Origin of the sequence: Brevibacillus parabrevis (assembly GCF_003710905.1) — a bacterium.
Classification (GTDB): Bacteria; Bacillota; Bacilli; order Brevibacillales; family Brevibacillaceae; genus Brevibacillus; species Brevibacillus parabrevis.
On the sequence record NZ_RHHV01000006.1, the window covers coordinates 28,883 to 50,690 of the forward strand.

Consider the following 21,808-nt stretch of genomic DNA (forward strand, 5'->3'; position numbering starts at 1 on the left):
TCCTGGCAGGTTGTATGCCTTACTTGTCTTGGATGAGATCAAGCAAGTCGGCAATCTCTTCGTCATCCCAGCCAAATTCGGACAAGTTGCTCGCAGCCGATTGGGCTGGTGCGGCGGCTTTGTCTGTCTTTGCGTGTGCAAGCAATTGGCGCAAGGCAGTGATGTAGTAATCTGCCAGCGCTTCGATCGTTTCCTTGCGGTAAATTTCTTTGCTGAAGGCGATGCTCACCACCAGTTGACCACCGACGACCGAGCACCCGAAATCGAGCAGGTGTTGGCGATCCGAGTTGCGGTTGAAGTTGTCGCCTCTCGCTTCGCTGGCAAAGCCGAACAGGGAGTCCGTGTCACGAACCGCCTGATCCAGCTGGCCGAGGTAGTTGAAGCTGATCTGCGCTTTGGGCAAAGACTTGAACTTCTCCGCCGTTTCCTTGTTCAAGTAACGGAGGATGCCGTAGCCGATTCCTTTGTGCGGAATGCTGCGCAACTGTTCTTTCGTCATTTGCAGCGCTTCTGTAAGCGAGCTTGTTCCCCGCGTATCCAGCAAAATCGTGTACATGCTCGTGAACCAGCCGACTGTCCGGGACAGATCGACATCGTCAAAAATGTCTTCGCGTCCGTGCCCTTCCAGATGCACCAAAGTGGTCTGATTGCCCGTCCAGACGAAGACCGCTTCTGCCAAGGCAGTCAGCAAGACGTCGTTGATCTGGGTTTGGTAGACGGCTGGCAGCTCTTGCAACAGCACTTTCGTCTCTTCCTGCGTCAAGGCGACGGAAACGGTTCTGGCTGCAAGCTCGCGGTTTTGACCGTGCTCGTAATCTTTTGGCAGAGCAGCCACCTCTGTATCGAGACGGCTCAGCCAGTAGTCGGCCTCTTCCGTGAGACTGTCGGACGCGGCGTACTCGACCAGTTTTTCCGCCCAATATTTGTAGGAGCTTGTCTTCGGCGGCAGTTGTACCTGCTTGCCTTGCAAAAGCTGGTTGCACGCCTTGTTCAAGTCTTCCGTGATGATTCGCCATGACACCCCGTCGACTGCCAGGTGGTGAATGACGATCAGCAAACGGCCTTCCTGCCCTGCGCCCATGTCGAAGTAAACGGCGCGGAGCAACGGGCCATCTGCCAGGTGCAAGCTTGCCTGCGCTTCCCCGGACAGCTTCTCGATCTGCTCCACTTGCTGGTTCGCTGGCAAATCTCCCAACTCCACCACATAAAACGGAATGATATCGGTCCACTCAGCGCCCGCCTGCTTCCACGCTCCATTTTGATGGTAGAAACGGAGACGCAAGGCATCATGGTGACCGAGCAAGTGATAAAAGGCTTGTTTCAAAATCTCCGGATCGATCGGCTGAACGGTGAGCAGGACGGATTGGTTCCAATGGTTGCGATCCGCCAGTTTTTGCTCGAAGAACCAGTGCTGAATCGGCAGGAGCGGCACTTCGCCTGTGACAAGACCTTGTTCCGCGCAAATGTTGACCGAATCTCCCACAGCATGCGACAGCTCGGCAATCGTCTGATTTTCGAATAAAAGCTTGGGCGACAGGCGGATGCCGGACTGCCCTGCTCTGGCCACAATCTGAATGCTCAGGATCGAATCGCCGCCGAGTTCAAAGAAGTTGTCGTGAATCCCGACTTCCTCGACTCCGAGCACTTCCTTCCATATTTGCGCCAAAACTTTTTCGACGAACGTCTCTGGAGCTACATATTCGCCATCAGCAGCTGTGTACTCCGGCACAGGCAAGGCCCGGCGGTCTACTTTGCCGTTTGGCGTGAGCGGCAGAGCTTTCAGCGTGACAAAGGCCGCTGGCACCATGTATTCCGGCAGTTTCTCCTTGAGGTAGCCGCGCAAATCGTCAGCTTGTTCCGCATCGTCTTCTGCGACCACGACATAGGCGGCCAGTCGTTTCACGCCCGGCATATCTTCGCGGGCAAGAACGATCGCCTCTTTGACCGCTGGGTGCTGATACAGCACACTCTCAATCTCGCCCAACTCGACGCGGAAACCGCGGATGCTCACCTGGTCGTCGGAGCGGCCGATAAATTCGATCTGGCCGTCTGGCAAATAGCGCACGAGATCCCCCGTCCGGTACATTTTCGCCCCGCGATTCGCTGTGAACGGATTGTCGACGAAGCGTTCCTGCGTCAGATCAGGACGCTTGTAGTAACCGCGAGCCAAGCTGCTGCCGGCAATGTACAACTCGCCTGTCACACCAATCGGCACTGGCTGGCGCTGTTCGTCCAAAATGTACACTTGCACGTTGTCAATCGGTCGGCCGATCGAAGGCGGAGTGACCTGACCAGCTTGAACCGCGACGATGCCTGCTGTGGCGACGACCGCATTTTCCGTAGGGCCGTACTGGTTGACCAGCGTAAACGGCACATGCTCCGCCGGGTAATGATGCAGCTTGTCGCCGCCTGTCAGCACGTAACGCAAGGCAGCATGGGACGGCCAGTCAACAGACAGCATGCTCTCTGCCAATGGCGTCGGCAGGAAGCTGATCGTGATTCCTTCGGCAACGAGCCAGTCGCGCAGTTTTTCCGGGATGAGACGAATCTCTTCCTGCGGCAAGTACAGCGTGGCTCCTGCCGTCATGTACGGCCAAATTTCCCAGACAGCGGCGTCGAAGGCTGTTCCCGCGATTTGCGATGCCCGATCATCTGGCGTGATGGTGTAGGCACGTTGGTGCCAATAAATGAGGTTCAACAGAGCGCGGTGCTCGATCTCTACCCCTTTTGGCGTTCCGGTTGAGCCGGACGTGTAGATCACGTAGGCGAGCTGGTCGGTTGTCGCTGCCATTTCCGGCGCTTGCGTGCTCTCTTCGGCAATGACCTCCCAGTCCGCATCGAGGCAAATGAACGCGGCATCGCCCGCAGGCAATGTTTCCAGCAAGCGTTCTTGCGTCAGCACAAACGGCATGCCTGTGTCTGCCATCATGAAAGCCAGACGCTCTTGCGGATAGGCTGGGTCCATCGGAACAAACGCGCCGCCCGCCTTGAGAATGCCCAGTTGTCCGACGATCATCTCGCTGGAGCGTTCGACGCAAATCCCGACGAGCGTCTCTGGTGTAATCCCTTGCTGTTGCAGGTAGTTCGCCAACTGGTTCGCTTTTGCATCCAGTTGTGCGTACGTGAGCGAGCCTTCGGCGAAGACGACCGCCAGTTGCTCCGGCATTTTTTCGGCCATAGCGGCAACCAGCTCGTGCACGGTTTGCTCGTACGTGTAAGCGGCAGCCGTGTTGTTCCAAGCGGATACAAGCTGCTCGCGCTCACCTGTCGCAAGCAGCGGCAACGCCTGAATCGAGCTGTCCGGTCGGGCGACGATGCCCTCCAGCAGCTGATGGAAATGATTGACCATGCGCACGATCGTGCTGTGGTCGAACAGATCGGTGTTGTAGTCAAACGTAGCGACCAAGCCGTTTTGCGTTTCCGCCATCGTCAGGCTGATGTCGTACTTGGACATGACGGCTTCGTTCTTGCTTTCAAACGGCACGATCTCGATGCCCTCAAATTCACGGGTCAGCATCTGGAAGTTTTGCAGGGCAAACATGACTTGGAAAAGCGGCGAGTAGCTCAGGCTGCGCTCCAGCTCCAGTTCGTCTATTAACTTTTCAAAGGGCAGGTCTTGATGGGTGTAGGCTTCCAGCGCCGTATCGCGTACTCTCGCCAGCAGTTCGCGGAAAGTAGGTGCGCCGGACATGTCCGTTCTCATCGCCAAGGTGTTGATGAAAAAGCCGATCATCGACTCGGTTTCCTGTTTGTTGCGTCCGGCGACCGGGCTGCCGACGATGATGTCGTCTTGACCGCTGTAGCGATAGAGCAAAGTCTGGAACGCCGCAAGCAACGTCATGAACAGCGTCGCGCCTTCTTGGCGGCTTAAAGCGTGCAGCTTTTCTGTCAACGCCAGCGGGAACGCCGTCGTGTACAAGGCTCCGTGATGCGTTTGCACAGCCGGGCGCGGACGATCTGTCGGCAAAGCCAGCATCGGCTCGGCGGCCCCCAGTTTTTCTTTCCAGTAAGCCAGTTGCTGTTCGAGCACCTCGCCTTGCAGCCATTCGCGCTGCCACGCGGCAAAATCGGCGTATTGCAGCGGCATTTCGGCGAGCTGCGGCGTATCTCCCTTGGAGAGCGCTTCGTAAATCGTCGCAAGCTCTCCCATGAAAATGCTCATCGACCAACCGTCAGAGACGATATGGTGCATGTTGAGCAGGAAGACGAAATCTTCTTCGCCTGTCTGAATCAGCGTAGCTCGCAGCAAAGGTCCTGTACGCAAGTTGAACGGCTGGCTTGCCTCTGCCTTTTCCAGACGCTGTACCGCAGCTTCGCGCTCTTCGTCCGGCAAATCGCGCAGGTCGATTTCAACGAGACGCCATTCCATCATCTCGTGAATGACTTGCACCGCTTCTCCGCCGATGTCGGTGAAAGTCGTGCGCAAGCTTTCGTGCCGCTCGATGATCGTTTGCAGACTGCGCTCCCATGCCCGGATGTTGAGCTGCCCTTGAATCCGTACGGCAGACGGGATGTTGTACAAGGCGCTGTCCGGCATCAGGCGATCCAGGAACCACAGCCTTTGCTGGGCGAAAGACAGCGGCAACTGTTTGTCCCGCGGTACAGGAACGAGCGGAATGCTGGTGACGCCTGATTGCTCCTCTAGCAGCCCGGCAAGCTTTTCGCTCATTCCGGCCACATCTGGATGTTCGAACAGCGTGCGCAGCGGGACATTGACGCCAAATGCTTCTTTTAAACGGGAGACGGCTTGCGTAGCCAAAAGCGAATGTCCGCCCAGTTCAAAGAAATCATCGTAAACGCCGACGCGCTCTACAGAAAGCACTTGTGCCCAAATGTTCGCCACGATTTCTTCGATCGGCTTGCGCGGCGCCACGTACGCTTTGCCTGTCTCGGCATGTCCGTAGTCAGGAGCTGGAAGGGCGCGGCGATCCACTTTTCCGTTGACCGTGAGCGGAATTTTTTCCAGCCAGACGTAGCCTGCTGGCACCATGTATTCCGGCAAGGTCGACTTCAAGTAGCGGACAAGCTCTGCTTCATCCGGCTGCTGCCCGGTCGCGGCGACCAGATAAGCCGCCAGACGTTTGTCTCCCGCTCCCTCCTGCCGTGCGATCACGACGACATTTTGCACCGCTGGATGCTGTCTGAGCGCATTTTCGATTTCCCCCAGCTCGATGCGGTAGCCGCGGATTTTCACCTGGTCGTCGATCCGGCCGAGAAATTCCAGCTCGCCGTTTTCCAAGTAACGCACCAGGTCGCCCGTCCGGTACAGTCGCTCGCTTGCTTGGCCGAACGGGTTCGCGATAAAGCGCTCTGCTGTAAGCTCGGAACGGTTCCAGTAACCTCTCGCTACCCCTTTTCCGCCGATGTACAGCTCACCTGGCACACCGATTGGCACAGGTTGCAGATGAGCGTCCAGCACGTAGACCGTCGTATTGGCGATCGGGCGGCCAATTGGCGGATTTTTGCCGTCGTCCTGGCAATGCTTGAGCGTAGCCGTGACGGTTGTTTCGGTCGGTCCGTAGCAGTTGATGAATTGACGGCCTGTAGCGTAGCGGGCGACAAGCTCCCGGCTTGGCGCTTCCCCTCCGACAATGATCGTCCGCAAGTCTGGCAAATCTGCTTCTGGCAAGGCAGCCAGCACAGAGGAAACCATCGCGAAGGTCGTAATTCGTTGCTCCTGGAGCACCCGGATCAGCTCTGGTCCCGGCAAAAGCGACTCGCGATCCTCGATTACGAGTGTCGCTCCGGCGAGCAGGCTCATGACGATCTCCGAGACCGACACGTCGAAGCTGAACGAGATGAATTGCAGGACGCGGCTGGTCGCATCGATCTGGAAATGGCGGATCAAGTCATAGGCCAAATTGATCACGCTGCGATGCTCGATCATTACGCCTTTTGGCAATCCGGTCGAGCCGGACGTATAGATCACGTAAGCGAGATTGTGCTCGCCGACGCTCGTTTCCGCGTTTGTGACAGGCTCGTTCGCCAATTCGTCGCTGTCCAGGCAAATGACCTGACGGGACGAAGCTGGCAGTCTGTCTGTAAGTGAAGCCTGCGTCAACAAAACGCTCGCCTGCGAATCCTCGATCATGTAGGCAATCCGTTCTTGCGGGTGCGCCGGGTCGAGCGGAACGTAAGCTGCCCCTGCTTTCATCACGCCGAGGAAAGCGACGATCATTTCCGGAGAACGCTCGACGCAAATGCCTACCAGCTCATCCGGTTTTACCCCTTCAGCAAGCAATCGGTGGGCCAACTGGTTTGCCCGCTCGTTCAACTCGGCATAGGTCAGTTCCACGTCCTTGTAGACGAGAGCAACGGCATCCGGCGTCTTTTCCACTTGCTGTTCAAACGCCTGATGGACGCATAGCTGCTGCGGGTAGGCCACGCTCGTCTCGTTCCAGTCGACCAAAACTTGCTGGCGCTCGCGCTCACTGATCATCGACACGTCCTGGAGACGTTGTTCCGGCTTTGCTGTCATGTCCTGAAGCAACTGAGACATCTGCTGCAACACGCGCTCGATTTGCTCAGGCGCAAAGCGGTTTTGCTCGTACTTGATTTTTACAATCAACTCTTCGCCCGGGCCGCAGACGACCGTAAGCGGATAGTTCGTCTGCTCGATCGTCTCCACGTCAGACAAGCGCAACTGGTGCTGCTCGTCTTTCACCGACTCCCCGATCGGGTAATTTTCAAAAATGAAAATGCTTTCGAACAAGGCGGTGTTGCGCGTCATTTCACTCCAGCCCTGGATGTCGACCAATGGCGTGTACTCATACTGGCGAAGCTCCACTTGCTGCTCCTGCATGCCGCGCAGCCATTCCCGAACGGATTGGTTCGCATCCAAAGCAACGCGAATCGGCAAAGTGTTGATGAAAAGTCCCACCATGCTCTCTACGCCAGGCAGATCGGCGGGACGCCCGGACCCTGTCGCACCGAAGACGACGTCATCCGTTCCGCCGTAGCGGCCAAGCATCAGCGCCCACGCCCCTTGCACCAACGTATTCAGCGTCAACTGGTGCGAGCGGACAAAAGCTTGCAAGCGGGCGGTCGCGTCTTTCGCCAGACGAATTTCTTGCTCCTCGTACCCTTTTGGCAAATCAGCCCGGCCGCCAGTGCTGTTGCCCATCGCCAGTGGAGTTGGCTCGTAAAAGCCTGCAAGCTGCTCACGCCAAAATTGTTCGGCGGCTTGCAAGTCTTGCCGCTGTACCCACTCTACGTAATGAGCGAACGGTTGAACAAAGCTGTGCGCGACTTCTTTTCCTTCTGCCAGAGACAAATAAGCGCTAAACCAGTCTTTCAGCACAATCGGGATGCTCCAGCCATCGAGCAAGACGTGGTGGAAGCTCCATGTGAAGCGATACGCACTCTCGCTCAACCGGAACAGCGTCCAGCGCATGAGTGGTGCCACAGCGATCTCGAAGCTGCGTCGGCGGTCAGCCGCCAAGTATTCGCTCAGCTCCGCTTTTTGCTGGTCAGGCGTCAGATGGCGCAGGTCGATTTTTTCCACGCACGCCTTCACTTGCTTGCGGACGACTTGATGCGGTTCCGTCAAGCCTTCCCATATAAACGAGGTGCGCAAAATCGAATGGCGATCCACGACTTTTTGCCACGCCTGCTCAAACGCTTCGACATCCAGTCCTTCCACCGTCATCGCCAGTTGAACGACGTAGTCTCCTCCCTCCTGCTCGTACAGAGAGTGGAACAACATGCCGCCTTGCAACGGACTTAGCGGATAGACGTTTTCGATCGAGCGATTTTGTCCCAAATACTTGTCGAGCGCGCGCTGATCCATCCGTGCAAGCGGGAAGTCAGATGGCGTATAGCCGCCTGCCGCTTCGGACTGGCCGTGCGCAATGATTTCACGCAGCGCTTCCAAATAGTTGTGGGCAAGCTGCTGGATCGTGGCTTCCTCGTGAATGTTTTCGCTGTACATCCACGTGACGTGGAGCTGCTCCCCTGCAATCACGCTGTTTACGTCGAGCAGGTGCTGGCGAATCGCCTGCTGCCCCACATTGGCGCCTCTCGCTTCTTGCGCCATCCCGAATTTCGACTCGGGTACAACTGCCTGATCAAACTGTCCGAGGTAGTTGAAGCTGATTTCTGCCTGCGCCTTTTCTGCCAGACGTTTTTGCAGTTCCGCATCCTCGCTCAAATAACGCAAAATGCCGTAACCGACGCCTTTGTTCGGAATGCTGCGCAACTGTTCCTTGACCGCTTTCAGCGTGTCTCCCCACGGCTTCGTCGGGTCGACCGAAAGCTGTACCGGGTACAGGCTCGTAAACCAGCCAACCGTCCGGGACAAGTCTGCGCCCTCGATCAACTCCTCGCGCCCATGCCCTTCCAGATGAATCGCGACTGTCTGCTCGCCTGTCCAGCGATGGAGCGCTTTGGTCAAAGCGGCAAGCAACACGTCATTGATTTGCAGACGATATGGCGAGAGCGTATCTTGCAGCAAGGCGCGAGTCTCTTCCGCGTTCAAGGAAAGCATGACTTGTTTAACGGTCGCTTCCGTGTTTTCGCTTGGCTCGAAGATGCGGTCAATCGGCAGCGGTTTTACCTCGTCCATTTGTTCCAGCCAAAATGCTTTTTCCTGACGAAGCGCTTCGGACGTCGCGTACAATCGCAATTGCTCGGCCCACGTCTTGAACGAGGTCGTCTTCGCCGCAAGCTGCACCGCTTGTCCTTTTGCCAATTGCTCGTAAGCGGTTTGCAAGTCTTCGAGCAAAATGCGCCAAGATACACCGTCTACCACAAGATGGTGAGCGACGATCAACAGACGGCCCGGCTGTTCGGCCCCTAGCTGGAAGTAAACCGCTTGGACAACAGGCCCCTCAGTCAGATCGAGGCTCGCTTGCACTTCGCTGGCTATTTCCTCCAGTCGCATCTCTTGCTCCGCCGTCGTCGGGAAGGCGGAAAGGTCGACGCTGCGGAAAGGAATTGTCTCGGGAAGTCCTTCAATCCGCTGTGTCCAGCCTTGCTCTGTCCGGCTATAGCGCATGCGCAATGCGTCATGATGAGCGAGCAGGCACTCGATGGTGCGCTCCAAAACAGCCAAATCCACAGGCTGCTGCACCGTCAAAAGCAAGGATTGATTCCAATGGTGCACAGACGGCTGTTCGGAGGCGAAGAACCACGTTTGAATCGGCGTGAGCGGCACGTCACCTGTCACGATGCCCTGTTCATTCGGCAGTTTTGTTGCTTCGCTTTCGTCCGTCACTGTAGCGACGCTTGCCAATTCCGCAATCGTCTGGTTTGCCAAAAGCTGTTTCGGCGTCAGGCGAATCCCCGCCTGGTTGGCCCGGGACACGATCTGGATGCTCAGAATCGAGTCGCCACCCAGTTCGAAAAAGTTATCGTGTATCCCAACATCCGCTAATCCAAGAACATTTTTCCATATATGCGCAAGCTTGATCTCCAGCTCGGTTGCCGGAGCTACATAAGTGCCGTCCGCCTCGCTATTGAACAGATCAGGCGCTGGCAATGCGCGGCGATCCACTTTGCCGTTCGGAGTCAGCGGCAGGTCAGCCATGAAGACAAAAGCCGCTGGCACCATGTACTCAGGCAACAGTTCCTTCAAGTAGCTGCGGAAGTCGCCTGCTTGAACGGCTTGTCCTTCCTGCCCTTCTCGCTGCACGATATAGGCGACAAGCCGCTTCATCCCCGGCATGTCTTCGCGAACGAGGACAATCGTTTCTTTGACCGCCGGGTGGCTGTACAGAGCCGTTTCGATTTCACCGAGTTCGACGCGGAAGCCGCGAATGCTCACCTGGTCGTCAGCGCGTCCGATGAACTCGATGTTTCCATCCGGCAAGTAGCGGACAAGGTCCCCGGTCTTGTACATGCGCGCGCCCGCTTTTTGCCCGTACGGATTCGCGATGAAGCGTTCTCTGGTCAAGTCAGGGCGATGCAAATAACCGCGCGCCAGGCTGTCTCCGGCGATGTACAGCTCTCCCGCTACGCCAATCGGCACGGGTTGCAGCTTTTCATCGAGCACGTACACCTGCACATTGTCGATCGGACGGCCGATTGATGGCGCGGATACTTGGCCCGCTGCTGCCGGAACGATGCCTGCCGTGGCGACGACGGCGTTTTCCGTCGGCCCGTATTGGTTCGCCAAAACAAACGGCAGCGTTGCCGGCGGGTAGTCGTGCAGCTTGTCTCCCCCTGTCAGCATGTAGCGCAGCTTGGCATCGCTCGGCCACTCCAAGGTCAGCAACCGTTCCGCCAATGGCGTCGGCAAAAAGCTGATGGTGATGCCTGACGCGACGAGCCAATCTCGCAGCTGCTCCGGCACGAGACGGATTTCTTCAGACGGGAGGTACAGCGTCGCTCCCTTTGTCAAATACGGCCAGATTTCCCAGACAGAAGCGTCAAAAGCTGTCCCGGCAATTTGCGTCGCCCGGTCTTCTGCGCCCACCTCGTACGCGCGCTGGTGCCAAGAGACGAGATTTAACAAGGCAGCATGCTCGATCTCTACCCCTTTTGGCGTTCCGGTCGAACCAGACGTGTAAATGACGTAAGCCAAATTGTCGCGGTTTGTAGCGATCACCGGAGCCACGTCGCTCTCTTCTGCAATGAGACTCCAATCGCGATCCAGGCAAAGGAACGTCGCTCTCGCCTCTGGCAATTGCGCAAGCAGATGCTCCTGGGTCAATACGACTGGCATCTCGGCATCTTGCATCATGAATGCGAGCCGCTCTTGCGGATACGCCGGGTCCATCGGGACGTAGGCACCGCCCGCTTTGAGTATCCCCAGCTGAGCGACGAGCATGTCGATGGAGCGATCCAGGCAAACTCCGACAAGCGTTTCAGAGGTAATTCCCTGCTTGTGCAAGTAATTCGCTACTTGATTCGCTTTGGCATCCAGCTCGGCATAGGTGATCTGTCCTTCGTCCGAGACGACTGCCAGTTGATTCGGCAGCTGCTGCGCGATTCGGGCAACCTGCTCATGCACGCACGTATCGCGTTCTGACGGCACGCTCGTATCGTTCCATTGGAAAAGCACTTGCTTACGCTCCTGGTCGCTGACAAGCGGAATGGCAGTGATCGGTTGCAGCGGATTGACCGAAACAGCTGCAAGCAGGTTGGCGTAATGGCCCGCCATGCGCTCAATCGTCGCCGGATCAAACAGATCGGTATTGTATTCGAAGGTCGCCATCAGCCCTGCAGGCAATTCGACCGTGGTCAAGGTGATGTCAAACTTCGCGCTGACTCCCTCTTGACCGATGTGGAACGGCTCAAGGCGAATGTGCGACAGCGCTTGGGCGTCCATCGGGATGTTTTGCAAAACGAACATCACCTGGAACAGCGGCGAGTAGCTGAGGCTTCGTTCCAACTCCAGTTCATCGACCAGCTTTTCAAACGGCAGGTCTTGATGGGCGTACGCTTCCAGCGCCGTCTCGCGCACTTTTCCAAGCAAATCGCGGAAGGTCGGTTCACCGGACAGGTCCGTGCGCATCGCCAGTGTATTAATGAAGAAGCCGATCAGCGACTCGGTTTCCTGTCTGTTGCGTCCCGCGACCGGACTGCCGACGACGATGTCGCTTTGGCCGCTGTAGCGATAAAGCAAGGTCTGGAAGGCAGCGAGCAAGGTCATGAACAAAGTCGAGCCTTCTTCCCGGCTGAGTGTTTTCAAAGCCGCAAGCCGCTCTGCCGGAAGCGTGATTGTATGCATGGCTCCTTTGTGGCTTTGCACGGCCGGACGCGGACGGTCTGTCGGCAAGGCAAGCAGCGGTTCTGCGCCACCAACTTTTGCTTTCCAATACGCAAGCTGCTGCTCCAGCACGTCGCCTTGCAGCCAATCGCGCTGCCATGCGGCATAGTCAGCGTATTGCAGCGGCAGTTCGGCAAGCTGTGGCGTTTCTCCGGCAGACAATGTTTCGTATATGGTCACAAGCTCTTCCATGAATACGTTCATCGACCAGCCATCCGCAACGATATGGTGCAGGTTGAGCAAAAAGACGTACTCTTGCTGAGCCATGACGAGCAAACTCGCCCGCAGCAACGGGCCGCGCTCCAGGTCAAACGGCCGCTTGGCATCTTCTATCGCGAGCTGCAATGCCTTCGCTTCGCGCTCAGCTTCGGCCCATTCGCGCAAATCCACTCGGCCCAGGCTCCACTCGATTGCCGGGTGAATGATTTGCACCGCTTCCCCGTCTCGATCCGAAAAAGTCGTCCGCAAGCTCTCGTGACGCTGGATCAGCAGCTTGAGACTGCGTTCCCACGCCTCGACATCCAGTTCCCCGTGCAGACGGGCAGCAGACGGGATGTTGTACAGGGAGCTGTTCGGGATCAGCCTGTCCAGGAACCACAACCGTTGTTGCGCAAACGAAAGCGGTACATGCTGGTCGCGCGGCACTGGCACGATTGGCTGGCTGCGAAGAGCGGTTTCCCCTTGCAAAAGGGACGCAATCTGTGTACTGATCGCCGCCGTCGTCGGGTGATCGAACAGCATGCGCAGCGGCAATTCTACGCCAAATGCTTGCCGCAAGCGGGAAATCGCTTGTGTCGCCAGGAGCGAATGTCCGCCCCGCTCAAAGAAATCGTCATGCACGCCGATTTTCTCGACGGAAAGCAGTTGCGCCCATATATTCGCTACCATTTCCTCCGTCGGCGTCCGCGGCGCGACATACTCTTGACGTGTCGCCAAAATCCCCCAATCCGGTGCGGGCAATGCTCTGCGGTCGACTTTTCCGTTCACCGTGAGCGGAATCGCGTCCATAAAGACAAAGCCTGCCGGGATCATGTAGTCGGGCAATGTCTCTTTCAAGTAACGGGCAAGCTCCTCTGCCGCTGGTTGTGCTTCGCTCGCTGCCACCATATACGCGGCCAGACGCTGCTCCCATGCGATGACAACCGCTTCCTGAATCGCCGGGTGCTGGCTGAGCGCACTTTCGATTTCGCCCAGCTCGATGCGGTACCCGCGAATTTTCACTTGGGTATCAATGCGTCCGAGGAACTCAAGGTTGCCGTCTGGCAAATAGCGAACGAGGTCGCCCGTGCGATACAGACGCTCTCCTTTTGCTCCGAACGGATGCGCGATAAAGCGCTCTGCGGTAAGCTCCGGGCGATTCCAGTAGCCGCGCGCCAGTCCTTTTCCACCGATGTACAGCTCGCCGGGCACCCCTACAGGTACAGGCTTTTGATTCGCATCCAGCACGTACAAGGTCGCGTTGGCGAGCGGACGACCGATCGGCGCGCTCTTCATCCCCGCGTTGCAAAGCATCATCGTGGAGCAAACCGTTGCCTCTGTCGGCCCGTAGCAGTTGAAAAACTGACGACGATCCGCATAGCGGGCGACAAGCTCGCGGCTCGGTGCTTCTCCGCCCACGATCAGCGTCTGCAAATCAGGCAGATCGGCGGCGGGCAGTGCCGCCAGAACCGAAGACACCATCGAGACTGTCGTGATGCGCTTTTGTTGCAAAACCGAGATTAATTCCGGGCCAGGCAAAAGCACTTCGCGATCCTCGATCACCAAGGCCGCACCTGCGAGCAACGCCATGACGATCTCGGACACAGACACGTCAAAACTGAACGACGTAAACTGCAAGACGCGGCTGGATGGCTGAATCCGGAACGCCTCGATCAAGGCATGAGCCAGATTCACCACGCTGTGATGCTCCACCATGACCCCTTTTGGCAATCCGGTTGAACCAGATGTGTACATGACATAAGCCAGATTTTGCTCCGTTACCTCGCTTGCCGGATTGGCAACAGGCTCATTTGCCAGCGAATCACCGTCCAGGCAAATCACGCGAGCCTTTGTTTCCGGCAAAAGCTCAGCCAAAGATTGCTGCGTCAGCAAAATGCTCGCCTGCGAATCTTCGACCATGTAGGCGATGCGCTCTTGCGGCAAAGCCGGGTCGATTGGCACGTAGGCAGCTCCTGCTTTCATCACCCCGAAAATTCCGATGATCATTTCCGGGGAGCGTTCGACGCAGATGCCGACCAAGGTGTCCGGCTTCACTCCTTGCGCGAGCAGCTGATGCGCCAGTTGGTTTGCCCGCTGGTTCAGCTCGGCGTACGTCAGCTCCACGTCTTTGTAGATGAGCGCCACGGCATCCGGCGTCTTTTCCACTTGCTGTTCAAAGGCTTGCTGCACGCAAAGCCCGGTCGGATAGTCCACTTTCGTCTCGTTCCACTCGATCAAAACCTGCTTTTGTTCACTCTGACTAATCATGTTCACGTCAGCCAACAGCTGATCCGGGTTGGCGGTCATCGATTGGAGCAAAAGCGTCATTTGCTCCAGCACGCGTTCGATGCGTCCACCGTCAAATCGGCTTTGGTCGAACTTGATTTTCACGAGAAACTCGGCGCCAGGGCCGCAAACAACCGTAAGCGGGTAGTTCGTCTGCTCGACCGAGTCCACATCCGCGATCTGGAAGCTGTGATCGACTTCTTTGACCGACTCGTCAATCGGGTAGTTCTCGAAGATGAAAATGCTCTCGAACAGCGGAGCGTTGCGGGCCATTTCACTCCAGCCGTGGATGTCGACCAGCGGCGTGTATTCGTACTGGCGCAGCTCCACTTGCAGCTCTTGCAGTTCGCGCAGCCACTCCCGGACTTTTTTGCCGGGGTCCAGCGTCACGCGAATCGGCAACGTATTGATGAACAGCCCCACCATGTTTTCTACGCCAGGCAAATCGGCAGGACGACCTGATCCGGTTGCTCCGAATACGACATCTGCTTCTTTGCTGTACGTGCCGAGGATCATCGCCCAGGCACTTTGCACCAATGTGTTCAGCGTCACCTGATGCTGGCGGGCAAAAGCTTGCAGCTCTCGCGTCCGCTCTGCGGAGAAGCGGATGCTGCGCTCGTCGTAGCTTTTCGTCTCCCCGACAGCTTGCACGGTCTGCCCGAAGTTCACTTGTGTCGGTGCGTAGATCCCTTTCAGATGGTTGCGCCAGAAGCGTTCAGCCCCTTGCAGGTCCTGACGCTGAATCCACGCGACGTACTGGGAAAACGGATGGACAGCGCCGAGCTGAATGTCTTTTCCGTCAGCCAGAGCCATATAGGCAGCGAACCAGTCTTTCATGACCAGCGGCACGCTCCAGCCGTCAAGCAAGACGTGGTGGAAGCTCCAAATAAACCGATAGGCCGTATCGCTGATGCGCAGCAACGTCCAGCGCATGAGCGGCGGTTCTGTGATCGCGAAGCTGCGCTTGCGATCCTCCTCCAAAAAGGCGTCCCACTCCGCTTTCTGCTGATCGGCGGGCACATGCCGCCAATCTTGTTCATCCACGACAACCTGGACGTGCTTGCGAACGATCTGATGCGGCGTGGACACCCCGTCCCAAATAAACGATGTACGCAAAATGGAGTGGCGATCCACGACTTTTTGCCACGCCTGCCGGAAGACGTCGACCTCGACATGGTGCATCGTCATGGAAAACTGAACCACGTAGTCTCCGCCCGCATGTTCGTACAAGGAATGGAAAAGCATTCCTTCCTGCAATGGCGTCAGCGGATAGACGTTCTCGATCGAGCGATCCCGGCCCACATAGTTGTCGATGGCGCGCTGATCCAGTCGCGCTAACGGGAAATCGGATGGGGTGTAGCCCCCTGCCTCTTCTGATCGGCAATGTTCCATAATCTCGCGCAAAGACTCCATGTAATCACGGGCAAGCGCTTCGATTGTTTCTTGGTTATGGATGTTCGCGTTGTACATCCAGGTGATATGCAATTGCTCCCCGGAAATGGCGCTGTTTACATCAATCAAATGAGCGCGAATCGCGTCTGCGGCGATATTCGCCCCTCGCGACTCCTCGGCCATGGCGAACTTCGCGCCAGCCGATACTACCTGGTCAAACTGCCCGAGGTAGTTGAAGCTGATCTCCGGCTTCGTATGGGCTTGCAGTTGCTCTTTCCACTCGTCATCATTGCTGAGGTATTGCAGGATGCCGTAGCCGATGCCTTTTTGCGGAATGTGGCGCAGCTGCTCCTTGACTGCTTTCAGCACATGCCCCCATGGCTTCGACTGGTCAAAGTCAAGCTGTACCGGATACATGCTCGTGAACCAGCCAACCGTCCGGGACAAATCCGCACCTTCGATGATTTCCTCGCGTCCGTGCCCTTCCAGATGGACATGCAACGTCTTTTGCCCTGTCCAACGCTGCATCGCTTTCGCCAAAGCGGCCAGCAATACATCGTTGATTTGCAGGCGGTAAGCGGTAAGCGTCTCATGCAGCAAGGCGCGCGTCTCGTCTGCCCGAAGCGAAAGCGTCACTTGCTTCGCAGCCGCTTCCGTGTTCTCGTTCGGCTCGTACGGATGATCGACCGGAAGCGGGCTTCCGCCGCTGCTTTGTTGCAGCCAGTACGCTTTTTCCTGCTCTAGCGTATCCGAGTCGGCATAGGCAGCCAATTTTTCCGCCCACATTTTGAACGAAGTCGTTTTCGCCAGGAACGACACGTCTGCATCATTCGCCAATCGCTCGTAGGCATGCTGCAAATCTTCGAGCAAAATGCGCCACGAGACGCCGTCGACGACCAGGTGGTGAACGACGAGCAGCAATCGGCCCGCTTTCTGTTCACCCAGATTGAAATACACGGCTTGAACGACATTGCCTTCCGCAATATTCAGGCTCGCTTGCACCTCGCTGGCGATTTCCTCCAGGCGGGCTGCCTGCTCTTGTTCTTGTGTCGAAAGGTCGGACAAATCCACGCAACGGAACGGGGTGTGGTCGCCAAGTCCGTTCATTTGCTGCGTCCACGCGCCATCCACGAAAGAAAAGCTCATGCGCAACGCATCGTGGTGGGACAGCAAGCTTGCGATGGCACGCTCCAGCACGGATACGTCAACGGGTTGCTGAACGGTCAGCAGCAAAGATTGATTCCAATGGTGCAACGACGGTTGGTCGGCTGCAAAAAACCACTTCTGAATCGGGGTAAGCGGCACATTTCCCGTCACGATGCCCTGTTCGTTTTCCCATTTCGTATGGGGCAACTGGCTGGAATCCGCCACGACGCGCAGCAATTCGGCAATCGTCTGGTTTTCGAACAGTTGCTTTGGCGTGAGCCGAATCCCGAGCTGGTTGGCCCGGGCCACGATCTGGATGCTGAGAATCGAATCGCCGCCCAGTTCAAAAAAGTTGTCGTGGATGCCCACATCAGTGACACCCAGCACCGTTTTCCATATATCCGCAAGCTTCACTTCCAGCTCCGTTGCAGGAGCGACATAACCGCTGGCGGCCTCGCTGCGCGCATACTCGGGAGTCGGCAGCGCCCGGCGATCCACTTTTCCGTTCGGAGTCAACGGGAAGCTGTTCATCTGCACGAAAGCGGACGGGATCATGTACTCAGGCAGCTTATCTTTCAAATACGAACGCATCTCGACAGGCTCGACGGTTTGGCCGCCTGCAAAAACGAGGTAAGCGGCAAGCCGTTTGTCGCCAGGGGCATCCTCGCGCACCATGAGAAACGCTTCTTGCACAGCCGGATGGCGAAGCAGTGCCGTCTCGATCTCGCCCAATTCGATGCGGAAACCGCGGATTTTCACCTGGTTGTCGATCCGCCCGATAAACTCGATCGCGCCGTCTGGCAAATAACGCACCAGATCGCCCGTCCGGTACAGACGCGAAGCTTTTTGCGGGTCGAACGGATTGTCGACGAACCGCTCTGCGGTCAGTTCCGGGTTGTTCAAGTAACCGCTGGCAAGCCCATCGCCGCCTATATACAATTCGCCAGCCACGCCCAGCGGAACGGGCTGTCTGTTTTTGTCCAAGACGTACACGGTCGTGTTGCTGATCGGTCGGCCAATCGGGAAGGAAGTAATATCTTCCGCCAGCTCTGTGACAGGATAGCAGCACGTAAAAGTCGTGTTTTCCGTCGGGCCGTAGCCGTTGATTACCGTCACTCCGCCCAGCGCCAGCACTTTGCGCACGTGCGGAACAGAGACGACATCGCCGCCGACGAGCAGTTGGCGCACCCCGCGCAAATAGTCCGCGTTATGGTCGACCATGATCGAGAACAAGCCTGCCGTCAGCCAAAGCGTCGTTACTTTGTGCTGCACAATCGCTTCGCCCAGTTCATCGAGGGATGGCAAATCCGGCGGCATCAGCACCAGCTTGGCTCCGTTCAACAACGCGCCCCAGATTTCAAAAGTAGCCGCGTCAAACGAAACCGTAGACGCTTGCAGGAATACATCCTCTTCGGTGATCGTGACGTAGTTTGTGTTTTTGACCAGGCGGACGATGCCGCGATGAGCGACGAGAACCCCTTTTGGCGTGCCTGTCGAACCGGACGTGTAAATGACGTAGGCGAGACTGTCTTTTGTCGCATCCACGGCAGGCGCAAGCGGACTTTCCGCTGCCCACTTTTTCGCATCGCGGTCGAGATAGACCGTGCGGCGCTTGCGTCCTTTCCATTGCTTGCCTAGATGTTTTTGCGTCAGCAAAATCGATACGTTGGCATCTGCCAGCATGAAGGCGAGGCGCTCTTCGGGATAAGCCGGATCGAGCGGCACATACGCTCCGCCTGCTTTCAAAATCGCAAGCAGACCGACGAGCATATCCAGCGAACGGTCGACGCACAGCCCGACGAGAGTGCCTGCTTCCACGCCTTGCTTTTGCAAGTAGTTGGCAAGCTGATTCGCTCTCGCTTCCAGCTCGGCATAGGTCAATTGCTGATCACCCGCAACTGCGGCAATGCGCTCCGGGTGCCGGGTTGCTGTTTCTGCAAACAGTTGGTGCGCCGTTTTGTCGCGCGGATAGTCGGTGGCTGTCTCGTTTTGCTCCACCACCAGCCTATTCCATTCGCTCTCGCCGAGGAGGGCAAGCTGATCGAGCGACGCTTCCGGTTGCGTGACGATCGACGCCAACAAATGTTGCAAATGCTCAGCCATTCGCTCAATCGTCGTGCGGTCGAACAAGTCCGTGCTGTACTCAAATGCAGCGACGAGGGTGTCTTCCTTCTCTCGCATCGTCAAAGTCAGGTCGAACTTGGAAGTCGTCAGATGGCTCTCGGTATCCACTGGCGCAACGTGAAGACCTGCTGTCTCGACGTCCTCCAGCGGGAAGTTTTGCAGAACGAACATGACCTGGAACAGCTGCGAGTAGCTGAGGCTGCGCTCCAGTTGCAGTTCATCGACCAGCTTTTCAAACGGCACATCTTGATGCGCATAAGCTGCCAGCGCTGTTTCGCGCACCCGCGCCAGCAATTCGGTAAAGGGCAAATCTCCTGACAAGTTCGTGCGCAAAGCAAGCGTGTTGACGAAGAAGCCGATCAATTTCTCGGTTTCCTGACGATTGCGTCCAGCTACCGGACTGCCCACGACGATGTCTTCCTGACCGCTGTAGCGATACAGCAACGTTTGGAAAGCGGCGAGCAATGTCATGAACAAGGTCGTGTTGGCTTCCTTGCTGAGCTTTTTCAATTTAGCGAGCAAATCGTGCGAAAAGCTCGTCGTGTAAGTCGCCCCTTCGTAGCTTTGCACGGCAGGACGCGGTCGGTCTGTCGGCAAAGCGAGCAGCGGTTCCGCCCCGCCAAGCTTCTCTTTCCAGTAGGCGACTTGCTGCTCCAATACTTCGCCCTCCAGCCACTCGCGCTGCCAGGCGGCAAAATCGGCATACTGAATCGGCATTGGCGCAAGCTGCGGCACTTCGCCTTTGCTGTACGCTTCGTATTGGGCAAACAACTCGCGCAGGAAGACACCCACTGACCAGCCGTCAGAAACAATGTGATGCATGTTGATCAAAAAGACGTGCGCTTGCTCCTCTGTCCGGATCATCGTCGCGCGCATCAACGGACCTTGGCGCAGATCGAACGGCCGGGCGGCATCGTCAGCAGCCAGACGCGCGCTTGCTTGCTGCTTTTCCTCGCTGGAACGGTCGCGCAAGTCCACGGTATCCAGTTTCCAGTCCAGTTGCGGATGAATCACCTGTACGGCTTGTCCGTCTATGTCAGTGAACGTCGTACGCAAGCTTTCGTGACGGGCGATAATCGCTTGCAAGCTTTTTTCCCATGCTGCGACGTCGAGTTCCCCCTGCAAACGGAGCGCAAACGGGATGTTGTACATCGGGTTGTCCGGCATCAACTGATCGAAGAACCACAAGCGTTGCTGGGCAAAAGACAGCGGCAAAGCGCCATCTCTTGGCACAGGCTGAATCTGAGTCGAGCTGCCATCCGTGCCCGGCTCTCCCAGCTGAAGAGCGGCCGTTTGTTCACTCCACGCGGCAATCGTCGGGTGCTCAAAAATCGAGCGCACAGACTGCTCGACTCCAAACACTTCGCGCAGCCGGGAAATGACCCGTGTCGCCAAAAGGGAGTGACCGCCAAGCTCGAAAAAGTTATCGTGAATCCCCACTTTTTCGACTCCAAGCACCTGCGACCATATGCTTGCGATCAGCTCTTCCGCCTGATTGCGCGGCTCCGTGTATGCTTTTGTCTCTGAACGGTTCCCCCACTCCGGCTCCGGCAAGCGTCTGCGGTCGATCTTGCCGTTTGCTGTCAGCGGCATCGCGTCTAGGAACACATAAACAGAAGGCACCATGTATTCAGGCAGTTTCGTTTTGAGCCATGCCTGCAAATCGGCAACTTCTGGCGCATCGTCTTTGGCAACCGTCACATACGCTGTCAAATGCTTCTCGCCCCGGTCATTTTCCCGCGCCATCACGACCGTTTCACTCACTTCCGGGTGCAAGGCAAGCGCTGCCTCCACTTCCCCCAATTCGATGCGGAAACCGCGGATTTTCACCTGGTTGTCGATCCGCCCGATAAATTCAATCGTGCCGTTCGGCAAGTAGCGCACCAGATCGCCCGTCCGGTACAGACGCGATCCTTTTTGCGGGTCGAACGGATTCTCCACGAACCGCTCTGCGGTCAGCTCCGGATTGTTCAAGTAACCAAGAGCAAGGCCGTCTCCCCCTATGTATAACTCGCCTGCTACTCCATACGGGACAGGCTGCTTGTGTTTGTCCAAGACGTACACGGTCGTATTGCTGATCGGTCGGCCAATCGGGAAGGAAGTAATATCTTCGGACAACTCCGTGACAGGATAGCAGCACGTAAAAGTCGTATTCTCCGTCGGGCCATAGCCGTTGATCACCGTCACTCCGCCTAATGCCAGCACTTTGCGCACGTGCGGAACAGAGACGACATCGCCGCCGACGAGCAGTTGGCGCACCCCGCGCAAATAGTCCGCGTTATGGTCGACCATGATCGAGAACAACCCTGCCGTCAGCCAAAGCGTCGTTACTTTGTGCTGCACAATCGCCTCTCCGAGTTCATCGAGGGATGGCAAATCCGGCGGCATCAACACCAGCTTGGCTCCGTTCAACAATGCGCCCCAGATTTCAAAAGTAGCCGCGTCAAACGAAACCGTAGACGCTTGCAGGAATACGTCCGCTTCGCTAATCGTGACGTAGTTCGTGTTTTTGACCAGGCGAACGACGCCGCGATGCACGGCGAGAACTCCTTTTGGCGTGCCTGTCGAACCGGACGTGTAAATGACGTAGGCGAGACTGTCTTTTGTCGTATCCACAGCAGGCGCAAGCGGGCTTTCCGCTGCCCACTTTTTCGCGTCGCGGTCGAGATAGACCGTGCGGCGCTTGCGTCCTTTCCATTGCTTGCCTAGATGCTTTTGCGTCAGCAAAATGGAAATTTTCGCATCTGCCAGCATGAAGGCAAGACGCTCTTCGGGATAAGCCGGATCGAGCGGCACATACGCTCCGCCTGCTTTCAAAATGCCGAGCAGACCGACGAGCATATCCAGCGAACGGTCGACGCACAGCCCGACGAGAGTGCCTGCTTCCACGCCTTGCTTTTGCAAGTAGTTGGCAAGCTGATTCGCTTTCGCTTCCAGCTCGGCATAGGTCAA

At 57.0% G+C, this 21,808-nt stretch carries 1 protein-coding gene; it reads right to left on the reverse strand.

Annotation, left to right across the window (positions count from 1 at the left end):
* Positions 1-19 precede the first annotated feature (19 nt).
* The gene (locus tag EDM60_RS06755; protein WP_425266754.1) at positions 20-21,808 is read right to left on the reverse strand and encodes a non-ribosomal peptide synthase/polyketide synthase; all 21,789 of its coding nucleotides are present in this window, start codon (positions 21,806-21,808) and stop codon (positions 20-22) included.